General features: G+C 57.1%; 13 protein-coding genes. 6 read left to right on the top strand and 7 right to left on the bottom strand.

Going from position 1 to position 12,431, the window contains the following annotated elements:
* Positions 1-39: 39 nt before the first annotated feature.
* Positions 40-486: a DoxX family protein gene (locus VW41_05085; GenBank protein AJZ91861.1), complete on the top strand. Its 447-nt coding sequence runs from the start codon at positions 40-42 to the stop codon at positions 484-486.
* 76 nt (positions 487-562) lie between these two features.
* On the opposite strand, the gene VW41_05080 is transcribed toward VW41_05085, so the two are convergent.
* Positions 563-1,456 (bottom strand): LysR family transcriptional regulator, encoded by an 894-nt coding sequence (locus VW41_05080; GenBank protein ID AJZ88463.1) that lies wholly within the window; start codon positions 1,454-1,456, stop codon positions 563-565.
* Positions 1,457-1,612: 156 nt separating this feature from the next.
* Between VW41_05080 and VW41_05075 the strand changes: the two genes are divergently transcribed.
* From VW41_05075 to lldD, 5 genes are all read left to right on the top strand, one after another.
* Positions 1,613-2,008 (top strand): germin, encoded by a 396-nt coding sequence (locus VW41_05075; protein ID AJZ88462.1) that lies wholly within the window; start codon positions 1,613-1,615, stop codon positions 2,006-2,008.
* Between the two features lie 13 nt (positions 2,009-2,021).
* Positions 2,022-2,762, top strand: coding sequence for an oxidoreductase (locus tag VW41_05070; GenBank protein ID AJZ88461.1), 741 nt, complete (start codon positions 2,022-2,024; stop codon positions 2,760-2,762).
* 216 nt (positions 2,763-2,978) lie between these two features.
* Complete coding sequence (locus VW41_05065) at positions 2,979-4,634, top strand: L-lactate permease (GenBank protein AJZ88460.1); 1,656 nt, start codon at positions 2,979-2,981, stop codon at positions 4,632-4,634.
* On the top strand, positions 4,631-5,419 hold the full coding sequence (locus VW41_05060) for a transcriptional regulator (GenBank protein ID AJZ88459.1): 789 nt from the start codon (positions 4,631-4,633) through the stop codon (positions 5,417-5,419). Before VW41_05065 ends, VW41_05060 begins: the two co-directional genes overlap by 4 nt.
* Positions 5,416-6,558, top strand: coding sequence for a lactate dehydrogenase (gene lldD, locus VW41_05055; protein AJZ88458.1), 1,143 nt, complete (start codon positions 5,416-5,418; stop codon positions 6,556-6,558). Before VW41_05060 ends, lldD begins: the two co-directional genes overlap by 4 nt.
* Positions 6,559-6,565: 7 nt before the next feature.
* Here lldD and VW41_05050 read toward each other — a convergent pair whose 3' ends face one another.
* From VW41_05050 to VW41_05025, 6 genes are all read right to left on the bottom strand, one after another.
* Complete coding sequence (locus VW41_05050; GenBank protein ID AJZ88457.1) at positions 6,566-6,868, bottom strand: DNA-binding protein; 303 nt, start codon at positions 6,866-6,868, stop codon at positions 6,566-6,568.
* Positions 6,858-7,187, bottom strand: coding sequence for an addiction module protein (locus VW41_05045; GenBank protein ID AJZ88456.1), 330 nt, complete (start codon positions 7,185-7,187; stop codon positions 6,858-6,860). The genes VW41_05050 and VW41_05045 overlap by 11 nt, the downstream gene beginning before the upstream one ends.
* Before the next feature lie 207 nt (positions 7,188-7,394).
* Positions 7,395-7,691: an acetolactate synthase 1 regulatory subunit gene (locus tag VW41_05040; protein ID AJZ88455.1), complete on the bottom strand. Its 297-nt coding sequence runs from the start codon at positions 7,689-7,691 to the stop codon at positions 7,395-7,397.
* Positions 7,692-7,694: 3 nt separating this feature from the next.
* Complete coding sequence (locus tag VW41_05035; GenBank protein ID AJZ88454.1) at positions 7,695-9,383, bottom strand: acetolactate synthase catalytic subunit; 1,689 nt, start codon at positions 9,381-9,383, stop codon at positions 7,695-7,697.
* A gap of 337 nt (positions 9,384-9,720) precedes the next feature.
* Positions 9,721-9,918 carry a hypothetical protein gene (locus VW41_05030; GenBank protein AJZ88453.1) on the bottom strand — a complete coding sequence of 66 codons (198 nt, stop codon included), beginning with the start codon at positions 9,916-9,918 and terminating at the stop codon, positions 9,721-9,723.
* A 141-nt stretch (positions 9,919-10,059) separates the two neighbouring features.
* Positions 10,060-12,165, bottom strand: a complete 2,106-nt coding sequence (locus tag VW41_05025; GenBank protein AJZ88452.1) for a carbon starvation protein A — start codon at positions 12,163-12,165, stop codon at positions 10,060-10,062.
* Between the last annotated feature and the right edge of the window lie 266 nt (positions 12,166-12,431).

The following is a 12,431-nucleotide window of genomic DNA, read 5'->3' as shown; positions in this document are numbered from 1 at the left end:
ACTCTTTGAGGCTAAATGATGAAAGTATCTGAACAAAAAATGACTACGCAGGGGGGATGCTCTCTGTGGAACAGACTCTGGGGTCGGATCCAGAGAGGCATTGGCGACAACGTGCTGTTGCTGGTAGCCCGAGTGGGTATAGCCGCCGTGTTCTTCCTCTCCGGCCGCACCAAAGTGACGGGGTTCATGACGCTAAAACCGTCCACCTACGAACTGTTCCGCACCGAATACGCGCTGCCGCTTATCCCCTATGACATCGCCGCGCACCTGGCCACGCTGGCCGAACATACCTTCCCTGTTCTGCTGGTGCTGGGATTGCTTTCACGCTTCGCGGCCGCAGGACTGCTGTTTATGACCCTGGTGATTGAAATTTTTGTCTACCCGGACGCATGGCCCACGCACCTGATCTGGGGCGGGTTATTGCTGCTGATTATCGCCCGCGGCGCAGGCCGCTGGTCGCTGGACAGAGTGCTGAAGCTAGCCTGAGGGTAAGGCAGGCGCGGCGCGTAATTTTAGCGCGCCTCGCCTGCGGCAAGAGTAAGCTCCGTTCATCATCTGCCGGTCAGGACGAATATCTCAGCGCATCCACCAGCAGGGAGAAGGCGGTCGTGTGCTGCTTACGGCTGGGGTAGTAAAGGTAATAACCGGGGAATGGTTTGCACCAGGCCTCAAGCACCCGAACCAGTCGCCCTTCGGCAATCTCGTTAGTCACCGTGTCGCTCGGCACAAACGCCAGGCCGAGGCCATGCAGCGCCGCATCAATGCGCTGACGCAGGCTATTGAACGTTAATTGCCCGTCCACGCGAATTTTCAGTTCGCGGCCGTCTTTTTCAAATTCCCAGGCATAGAGCCCTCCCAGGGTAGGCAGGCGCATATTGATGCAATTGTGCTGCTGGAGATCCTGCGGCGTCATCGGGTGGCTATGTGTTGCAAAATAGGCCGGGGAACCAATAACCGACATACTGAGTTCCGGGCCCAGGCGCACGGCCACCATATCTTTAGCCACCTGCTCGCCGAGCCGAATACCGGCGTCGAACTGCCCGCTGACGATATCGGTCAACGCGTTATCCACGCTGATTTCTATGTTTATGTCCGGGTAATCGACCAGAAAAGTTCGCAGCACCGGCCATAAAACCGACTGCATGCTGTGTTCGGCCGCGGTCAGGCGAATATTACCTGCCGGTCGATCGCGCATTTCGCTCAGCGTAACCAGTTCATTTTCAAGGTCAGCAAAGCGAGGCGCCAGGCTGGCAAGCAGCTTTTCACCGGCTTCTGTAGGGGCGACGCTGCGCGTGGTACGGGTAAGTAAACGCAGCTGAAGACGCTCCTCAAGTCCACGAATCGCGTGGCTAAGGGCGGACTGGGAAACGCCAAGCTTGGCCGCCGCGCGGGTAAAACTGCGCTCGCGAGCCACCGCCATAAATGACATTAGATCGTTGAAGTTCTCTTTCAGCATGCTTATACGCGCCTTACTCAGCCACAGACTATCCTCAGTATAGCGAGATTCATGAGCTGAATTCATAAGCTCTTGTACTTTTCCCCGACTAGTCCGCTGCGCTGTTCGGGGCTACGGTATGACGACGAATGATGACCTTCTCGACTGGAGCATTTGATGAAAATTATCCGCAGCGGCTCACAGCCCTCACAGCAGGGGCCAGAGAATTATTTTACCGGCAAGGTACGTATTGATTCGCCCTTTAGCGGCACAGACAACGCCCGCGTTGGCGGGGCCATAGTCACCTTTGAGCCCGGCGCACGCACGGCCTGGCATACGCATCCGCTGGGTCAAACGCTGATCGTGACTCAGGGGCGCGGGTGGCTACAGGAATGGGGGGAGGAGATTCAGGAGCTGAATCAGGGCGATATCGCCTGGATACCCGAAGGGATAAAACACTGGCATGGCGCATCACCGGATACGGCAATGACGCATATCGCCATTGCCGAGTCCTTAAACGGCAGCCCCGTGGAGTGGCTGGAAAAAGTCAGCGATGAGCAGTACAAAAAATAGCGACGGAGGTGACATGGTACAGGGTATTGAAAACAAAGTTGTCGTTATCACCGGCGCCAGCAGCGGGCTGGGTGAGGCTCTGGCGCGCCGGCTGGTAAAAGACGGCGCTAAGCTGGTACTGGGCGCGCGCCGACTCGAGCGGTTAAAAAAGCTGGCGCAGGATCTGAACCTGAACCCTGAGGCCGCGGTGCAGACCGATGTGACTCAGCCTGAGCAGGTGCAGGCGCTGGTCGATAAAGCCGTGGCGCTGTATGGGCGAGTCGATGTGATGGTCAACAATGCGGGCCTGATGCCCCATTCGCTGCTGGAACGCAAAAAGTTTGATGACTGGAACGCGATGATAGACGTCAACCTTAAGGGCGTGCTGTACGGCATCGCCGCCGCCCTGCCTTATATGCAGCGGCAAAAAAGCGGCCATATCATTAATACCTCTTCCGTCGCGGGGCACAAGGTTCGCCCAGGCAGCGCGGTTTACGCGGCCACCAAAACCGCGGTACGGGTGATATCTGAAGGGCTGCGTCAGGAGGTAAAACCTTACAACATCCGCACGACCATCATCTCGCCGGGTGCCGTTGAGAGCGAGCTGGTCGCCAGCATTACCGAGGCGGACGTGGCGGCAAACATCCAACAGTTCTACGACGACGTCGCGATCTCCGCCGAGTCGTTTGCGAGCGTGGTCGCCTTCGCCATCAGCCAACCGGAAGAGGTCGACATTAACGAAATTCTGTTCCGCCCTACCCGCCAGGAGCTTTAACATTTATCCCTCTCCTCCGCCCGGAGGAGAGTTTTTTGGTCCTACCAATCTGACTAAAAACGTGCCCTTTTCTACAAAACGCCGATAAACACTCGCCGGGGCGTTGCCAATCGTTAACACAAGATTAACCATTAGCCATCATTTGCTCTACAAAGCAAAATTGGTCCTACCAATCAAATAAAAAACGATAAACGCCTCACCCTGGAGAACACCTGCATGCAAGTCTGGCCCCAACTCTACGACCCGCTTGGAAATATCTGGCTGTCGAGTCTGATTGCCGCGCTCCCGATTCTGTTCTTCTTCTTCGCGCTGATTAAGCTACGGATGAAGGGCTACAAAGCGGCAACGCTGACGGTATTTATCGCCCTGCTGGTTGCCTTATTTTTATACCGCATGCCGGTAGATCGCGCGCTTGCCTCGGTGGTGTATGGGTTCTTTTATGGCCTGTGGCCCATCGCCTGGATTATTGTTGCCGCGGTGTTTGTCTACAAGATTTCGGTCAAAACCGGACAGTTCGACATTATTCGTTCCTCCATCCTGTCGATTACGCCGGATCAGCGCCTGCAAATGCTGATCGTCGGTTTCTCTTTCGGGGCGTTTCTGGAAGGTGCCGCCGGGTTTGGTGCGCCGGTCGCGATTACCGCTGCGCTGCTGGTTGGCCTTGGCTTCAAGCCGCTTTATGCCGCGGGCTTGTGCCTGATAGTGAACACTGCGCCGGTGGCCTTCGGCGCAATGGGGATCCCGATTATCGTCGCCGGACAGGTCACTGGCCTGGACAGCTTCGAAATCGGCCAGATGGTGGGCCGTCAGCTGCCGTTCCTGACGATTATTGTGCTGTTCTGGATCATGGCAATTATGGACGGCTGGCGCGGCATCAAAGAGACATGGCCTGCGGTGATGGTCGCAGGCGGCTCGTTTGCTATCGCCCAGTATCTTAGCTCTAACTTTATCGGCCCCGAGCTGCCGGACATCATCTCCTCGCTGGTGTCGCTGGTGTGCCTGACGGCGTTCCTGCGGGTCTGGAAGCCAGGACGTATTTTCCGCTTTGATAGCGAGGGGGCGGCTGCAACCCTGCACGAGCAGTCGTCAAAGAAATACACGACCGGGCAGATTGTCAAAGCCTGGATGCCGTTCCTGTTTTTAACGGCCACGGTCACGCTGTGGAGTATTCCGCCGTTTAAAGCGCTGTTCGCCAAAGGCGGCGCGATGGCCGACTGGGTCTATAATTTCCCGGTGCCTTTCCTGGATAACCTGGTCGCCAAAATGCCGCCGGTCGTTGCCGCAAGCGCACCTTACGCGGCGGTGTTTAAGTTCGACTGGCTGTCAGCCACCGGTACGGCAATCCTGGTCGCGGCGCTGATCTCAATCGTTTACCTGCGCATGAAGCCGAAAGCAGCACTGGTGACCTTTGGAGAGACGCTCAAGGAGCTGGCGCTGCCGATTTACTCCATTGGCATGGTGCTGGCGTTTGCTTTTATCTCCAACTATTCCGGGCTGTCGGCGACGCTGGCCCTGGCCCTGGCACATACCGGCCACGCCTTCACTTTCTTCTCGCCGTTCCTTGGCTGGCTGGGCGTGTTCCTGACCGGATCGGACACCTCGTCTAACGCGCTCTTTGCCGCACTGCAGGCCACGACCGCGCAGCAGATTGGCGTCTCAGACCTGCTTCTGGTGGCGGCCAATACCACCGGCGGCGTGACCGGAAAGATGATTTCGCCGCAGTCGATTGCCATTGCCTGTGCGGCGGTGGGGCTGGTTGGTAAAGAGTCGGATCTGTTCCGCTTTACCGTGAAGCACAGCCTGATTTTTACCTGCATGGTGGGGGTGATTACCACGCTGCAGGCTTACGTTTTAACCTGGATGATCCCATGACCCAAGCTGTTCCACGCCTTGCCGACCAGATGGTTGAGCGTGTTAAGACGCTGATTGAAGAACGTCACCTGGAGGCGGGCATGCGGTTGCCCGCCGAACGCCAGTTGGCCGCCGAGCTGGGCTGTTCACGCTCGATTTTACGTGAGGCGATTCAAAAGCTGATTGGCGAAGGCGTGCTCGCCAGCCGACGCGGCGGCGGCACTTATCTGCGCTACCAGACCGAGCAATGGTCGGAACAGCGCATCGTGCAGCCGCTGAAAACGCTGGTTGAGGGCGATCCTAATTACCAGTTAGATATCCTCGAAGCGAGACATTCCATTGAAGGCAGTACGGCCTGGTACGCGGCAATGCGGGCGACGCAGGCTGACAAAGAAAAGCTGATCGCCTGTTTTGATGCCACGCTCAAATTTAAAGAGAGCGACGACCCGGATCTCGCCGCGCAGGCCGACGTTCGTTTTCACCTGGCAATCGCCGAAGCCTCCCACAATATCGTGCTGCTCCAGACCATGCGCGGGTTCTTCGACCTGCTGCAATCTTCGGTGCTTCACAGCCGCCAGCGCATGTACACCGTCCCGGCCATTTTTGCCGGGCTGACCGAGCAACACGACGAATTATTGCAGGCGATTCTGGCCGGAGACGCCGAGCGCGCAAGGCGAGCCGCCCAGTCGCACCTCGGCTACGTTCACGCCACCATCAAGACTCTGCAGGAAGACGAAGCCCGTCAGGCACGTATTACCCGCCTCCCGGACGAAGCAAGTGATGAAATAAGGGAAAAGAAACGATGATTATTTCCGCAGCAACCGACTACCGTGCCGCCGCCGAGCGCATTCTGCCGCCATTTTTATTCCACTACATTGACGGCGGGGCCTATGCCGAGCATACCCTGAAGCGCAACGTGGAAGATCTGACGCAGGTGGCGCTCAAGCAGCGCGTACTGAAGAATATGTCGGCGCTGAGTCTGGAAACCCGGTTGTTTAACGAAACGCTCTCCATGCCGGTGGCTCTCGGCCCCGTGGGGCTTTGTGGCATGTACGCGCGCCGGGGTGAAGTGCAGGCCGCAAAAGCTGCCGCAGCAAAAGGTATTCCTTTTACCCTGTCAACGGTATCCGTTTGCCCAATTGAGGAAGTCGCGCCGGCGATTAACCGCCCGATGTGGTTCCAGCTTTATGTTTTGAAAGATCGTGGTTTTATGCGCAATGCGCTGGAGCGTGCGAAAGCCGCCGGGTGCTCTACGCTGGTATTCACCGTCGATATGCCCACGCCCGGCGCTCGCTACCGCGATGCCCACTCAGGCATGAGCGGCCCTAACGCGGCAATGCGCCGTTATCTTCAGGCCGTAACGCACCCGCAGTGGGCATGGGATGTCGGCTTAAACGGCCGTCCTCACGATCTCGGCAATATCTCTGCCTACCTCGGCAAACCGACCGGGCTGGAAGATTACATCGGCTGGCTGGCGAATAACTTTGACCCGTCAATCTCCTGGAAAGACCTGGAGTGGATCCGTGAATTCTGGGACGGCCCGATGGTAATTAAAGGGATCCTCGATCCGGAAGATGCGCGCGATGCGGTGCGTTTTGGCGCCGATGGGATAGTGGTGTCTAACCACGGCGGCCGCCAGCTGGACGGCGTGCTTTCCTCCGCGCGAGCCCTGCCCGCCATCGCCGATGCGGTAAAAGGCGACATTACGATTCTGGCGGACAGCGGCATCCGTAACGGCCTGGACGTGGTGCGTATGCTTGCCCTGGGCGCCGACACCGTACTGCTGGGACGAGCCTTCCTGTATGCGCTGGCCACCCACGGCGAGGCCGGCGTCAGCAACCTGCTAAGCCTGATTGAGAAAGAGATGCGCGTGGCGATGACGCTGACCGGCGCGAAGTCTATTGCCGAAATTACGCCTGACCTGCTGGTGCGCCAGGGCTTCTGATTTGCGGCTAGCCCGCAATCTCAGAGAAGTGGATCCCCACCGCGTGCAAAACCTTTTTGGTGGTTTTGATGGTGGGGTTTCCGCGCTCGGACAGCGTGCGATAAAGCGTTTCGCGGTTTAGATTTGCTACTCTGGCAATCTCCGTAAAGCCACCTCTGGCTTCTACCAGTCGGCGCATGGCAATCAGAAACACCGCTTCGCCGTCGTCACCGTCCAGCCCAATAAAAGCTTCTTTCAGGTACTCCACGGCGAAGGCACGATCGTCGCGGAGCATATCAATAACCGTTTGATCAAATTCGCTAAATTTCATTTTTTCTCCCCTGGTGTTCAAGCCACCATTTTTTTGCACGTTCGATATCCGCCTGTTGATTGCGTTTATCTCCCCCCGCCAGCAGCAGCCAGACTGCTTTGCCATCCTGGGCGTAGTACACCCTGTAACCCGGTCCTTCATCGATGCGCATTTCCCATACGCCCTGCCCGCAGGGTTTACTCTCGCCGGGGTTACCAAAAGAAAGGCGGTCCACCCTCATCACTATTTTGGTTTTTGCTCTCGCATCCTCTAGCACACGCAGCCAATCTTTGAACGGCGTTTTTCCTTCTTCCGTTTCGAAGAACGTAATTATGTTCATCTTTGACTCCCCGAATGTAGCTTAAAAGCAACACACAAGCACGAACAAAATTTAGTCGTGCTTATTTTTCTCAGGGCAGGCTAGCGAATTATTGAGAGAAATTGAGGGTAATTGTTCATCACAAAGCGGGGATTGCGGCACGGCTTCCGGGGTTTATGCACCCGGGCCCGGGGCTTTCAAGAATATGCCTGAAAGCCCCGGTTTTATTTACTGCACAAATGCGCTCAGGCGGTTAAAGATACCCGGATCATCGGCGTGGCGAATGATCTGCACCACATCCTCTAACTTATCGACCTGGCTGACCATCTGCTCCAGCCGCTGGTCGTCCCCCACCTGCAGCCAGATGCGGCTCTGATCCCCCTCCGGCAGCGGCAGGCAGAGAATGCCTTCCACGTTAAATGCCCTACGGGCAAACAGGCCGCAAATATGTGACATCACGCCCGGGTGGTTGCGCACCGTAAGCTCCAGAATGACGGTTGATTGTTTAGCGATTGATTGTTGCATGACTTACTCTCCAATCATCTGAGTGTTGGCGGCACCCGGCGGCACCATTGGGTAGACTTTTTCATCCGCATCGATGCGAACGTGGATCAGGCAAGGCCCGGGGCGAGAAATCGCCTCCTGCAGCGCGGCGTGCGGATCTTCCGCCTGGTTCAGGTCGCAGGTCGCCAGGCCAAAACCGCGCGCGATGGTAATGAAATCCGTCTTACCCGGATAAGTCGCGGCAAAGATATTCTGCTGGTAGAACAGCGTCTGCTGTTGGTGCACCAGCCCCAATGCCTGGTTGTTCATCAGGATGATTTTTACATCAAGATTATTTTCCGCCGCCGTCGCCATCTCCTGGATATTCATCATCAGACTGCCGTCGCCGGAGAAGCACAGCACCTTGCGGCCAGGCTCGGCCAGCGCCGCACCTACCGCTGCCGGTAAGCCAAAGCCCATGGTGCCAAGTCCGCCAGAGGTCAGCCACTGACGAGGACGGTTGAGCGGATAAGCCTGAGCCACCCACATCTGGTGCTGACCTACGTCGGTGGTCACGATAGCTTCATCATCCACGCACGCCGCCGCAGCTTTGATCAGCCCGTAAGGCATCAGCGGGTTGTCCGCGCCCGGCGTGGCAAACGGGAACTCGCGCTGCAAATCGCTCACCGTTTGCAGCCACTCGCCGCGCCGTGAGGCTTTGGTTTGCGGAATAAGCTGGCTCAGGACTTCACGCACGTCGCCGCGAATAGCCACATTCGCCTGCTTAATTTTGCCCAGCTCGGCGCGATCGATATCGACGTGGATAATTTTTGCATTCGGGCAAAATTCTTCGGTTTTGCCAATCGCGCGGTCGTCAAAGCGAGCTCCAAGCACGATCAGCAGGTCCGCTTCGTGAAGGATAAAGTTGGTGCTGCGCGCCCCGTGCATCCCCAACATTCCCAGGGAGAGTGGATGCTGCGCGGGGATCGTGCCCAGCGCCATCAGCGTCATGGTTGTCGGCAGCCCGGCACGCTCAGCCAGTTCACGCGCCTGTTCGGCCGCGCCAGCGCTGATGATGCCACCCCCCAGATAAAGTACCGGACGTTTGGCTTCGTTGATCATCGCCGCCGCACGGGCGATGTCCTGATGGTCAAAGGCCGGAGCTGCCGAAGGCGCGGCCACCGCCGGCAGTTCGGCGATGTCGATTTCAGCGGTTTGAATGTCTTTTGGAATATCGATCCACACCGGGCCAGGGCGGCCAGATTGCGCAATGCGGAAGGCGTCGGTAATCACCTGCGGCAGCTCGCTGATGCTGCGCACCAGGTAGTTATGTTTGGTGATTGGGATCGAAATACCGTAGGTGTCCACTTCCTGGAAAGCATCGGCGCCAATCATCGAGGTTGGTACCTGGCCGGTGATACAAACCAGCGGGATGGAGTCGAGGCGCGCATCGGCAATGGCGGTGACAAGGTTTGTAGCGCCCGGCCCGCTACAGGCAATGCAGACCGCCGGCTTGCCGCTGGTACGCGCCATGCCCTGCGCCATAAATCCCGCGCCCTGCTCGTGGCGCGCCAGTACGTGGCGAATGCGGGTGCTTTGGCTCAGAGCATTGTAGAGCGGCAGAACGGTGCCACCTGGAATGCCGCTGACCGTGGTAATCCCGTGATGCTCCAGCATTTTTACAATCAGCTGAGCACCAGTGATGCGTTGTGAGGGTGTGTCCGAAATTGCCATGCTCCAGTCCTTCTAATTAGCCGGTTCGCTTCTGGGCAGGCACTTAAAACAAGAAACCCCGCCCGGTTTGCGCCGGCGGGGTTTGGAATCGATGCGTTGATTCAGTCCCTACGGCGCATTGCCGACGACCACCACCACACGCACGACGACCACCGCGGCTGGTAGCGCGGTAACTAGTAGGGTCGAAGTCTGCAGGGAATGGGTCATGGGTTTCCTGAATCTGTTTTAAAAGTCGTCATTGATAAAATCACACTCGCCGGTTTCGCACAACAGGATTTTTGCTGTCCGCTAAAAAACGAGTGAAGTGTCACAGTTAATCAAACGCCAATACCCTGCTTTAGCAGCAACGAGCGCCGCCTTTGCCGCCGTAGCGCGCGTCCTGACGCTCGCGGAAAAACTCTTCATAGGTCATGGGCGTTTGCTCCGGGTGGGTCTGGCGCATGTGCTGCACGTAGTTGTCGTAATCGGGTACGCCAATCATCAGTTTTGCGGCCTGGCCGAGGTATTTCCCGGCTTTAGCGAGATTATCGAACATGGTGTCTCCAGTGAGTTGCCCCTCCCCCCGGCCCTCTTTCCAAAGGGGAGAGCGGGAAAAGATAAAGACCAATCTCCTCTCCGCTCAAGGCTAAGGTGAAGCTCAATTGCTCCCCTCTCCCTTCCAGGGAGAGGGTAAAAATCAATGCACGCTCTTCGCCTGCGCCACAATCTCCTGGTAATTCTCAGGCATCGGCTCGTACGGCGTCTCGCTCGACGTTGGTTGGTCAGACTTCAGCGCCTTAAGCGCAGTTTTCAGCGAGAACCAGCCGAGCACTACCACAACCACCATAAAGAAGATGGTCAGCCCCGCGTCCAGACGGTTATTGAACACCAGTTGGCTAAGCTGCGACTGCGTGTACTGCGCCGGAATATTGCCGCTGTCGATCATCGCCTGGAACTTGTTGGCGATGGCGAGGAAGCCCACTTTTGCATCCGAACTGAACGCTTTCTGCCAGCCAGCGGTTAAGGTACACACCAGCAGCCAGGCGGTCGGCATCAGCGCAACCCAGGCATAGCGTTGTTTCTTCATTTTGAACAGTACCACTGCACACAACATCAGCGCCATGCCCGCCAGCATCTGGTTGGCGATACCGAACAGCGGCCACAGCGTGTTAATGCCACCCAGCGGATCGACCACGCCCTGATGCAGGAAGTAACCCCAGGCCAGCACACAAAGCCCGGTGGCAAGCAGGTTGGCCGGCAGTGAATCCGTCCGTTTCAGCCCCGGCGAGATAACGCCCAGCAGATCCTGCAGCATGAAACGCGCCGCACGAGTCCCGGCATCCACCGCCGTCAGGATAAACAGCGCTTCAAACAGGATGGCAAAGTGGTACCAGAACGAGACGTCCATCAGCCCACCCAGCGCACCGTGCAGGATATAAGCCATGCCCACGGCAAGCGTTGGTGCCCCACCGGCGCGGGAGATGATGCTCTGTTCGCCCACTTCGTTGGCGATATTGGTCAACGTTTCAGGGGTGATATGGAAGCCCCAGCCGCTCACCACCTGCGCGGCAGAAGCGACGACATCCGCCGTGCCCGCTGGAGCCAGTACGGCCATTGGGCTGTTCATCGCGAAGTACACGCCCGGGTCGATAATACAGGCCGCCACCAGCGCCATGATCGCCACAAAGGACTCCATCAGCATGCCGCCGTAGCCAATGAAACAGGCCTGATTTTCGTTCGCCAGCATTTTGGGCGTGGTCCCGGAAGCAATCAGCGCGTGGAAGCCTGAAACAGCCCCGCAGGCGATGGTGATAAACAGGAACGGGAACAGATCCCCGCTCCACACCGGGCCGGTGCCATCGATGAATTTTGTTAATGAAGGCATCTGCAGCGTCGGGCGCATGATCAGAATGCCGATCGCCAGCCCGATGATGGTGCCGATTTTCAGGAATGTGGAGAGATAATCACGCGGGGCTAGCAGCAGCCACACCGGCAGTACCGAGGCCACAAAACCATAGCCCACAAGCATCCACGTCAGCTGTACGCCCGTAAAGTCGAAATACGGAGCCCAGGTTTCACTCTCGGCCACCCAGCCGCCGGAGATAATGGCAAACACCAGCATCACCAGGCCAATGACCGAAACTTCGCCGATGCGCCCCGGGCGCAAATAGCGAATATAGACGCCCATAAACAGCGCCAGCGGGATGGTAAAGGCCACGGTGTACGTGCCCCACGGGCTGTGGGTGAGCGCCTTCACGACGATCATCGCCAGCACGGCCAGAATAATCACCATGATCATAAAGCAGGCCACCAGCGCGATAACCCCCGCGGTGTTGCCCATTTCTTCTTTAACCAACTCCCCTAGCGAGCGTCCGTTGCGGCGCGTGGAGACAAACAGCACCATAAAGTCCTGCACGGCGCCCGCCAGCACTACGCCCGCCAGCAGCCAAAGCATACCCGGCAGGTAACCCATTTGCGCGGCAAGCACCGGCCCCACCAGCGGGCCAGCCCCGGCGATAGCGGCAAAGTGGTGGCCAAACAGTACTTTTTTATCCGTGGGAACGTAATCAAGACCGTCATTGTTTCGCACGGCCGGCGTCATGCGCGTGGCATCCACCGTCAGCACGCGTTTAGCGATAAACAAACCGTAGTAACGATAGGCGATCAGGTAGATACAGACTGAGGCAATAACAATCCACAGTGCATTTATCTGTTCACCACGATTCAGTGCGATATAGCCGAGGGCGAATGCGCCTATCAAAGCAAGCACGACCCAGATGAGGTGTTTCCCAAATTTATCCATCAATTTTGTCCGTTTTCTAAGTGGATACCGAGAGTTGTTACATTTTGTTTCTAGCCTGGAATGGCTTTTCTCACAATCTGAAGCGGACAAAACGGCGGGCATTTACCTCAGTTTGTTAATGAGATCACCTAAATATGTATCGCAACCGTAACGGCGACAGGTCAACTGTGGAGTATCAGATTGATGAATAGTTAATGCGAGGAATGATAACCAGACCTGATTAATTAGCGGATTTAATGGGTTCAAAGACACAATTGATAAAGATA

Source organism: Klebsiella michiganensis (genome assembly GCA_000963575.1).
GTDB lineage: Bacteria > Pseudomonadota > Gammaproteobacteria > Enterobacterales > Enterobacteriaceae > Cedecea > Cedecea michiganensis_A.
Note: the sequence above shows the minus strand (reverse complement) of the source record. Positions and strands in the feature narration are given on the sequence as shown.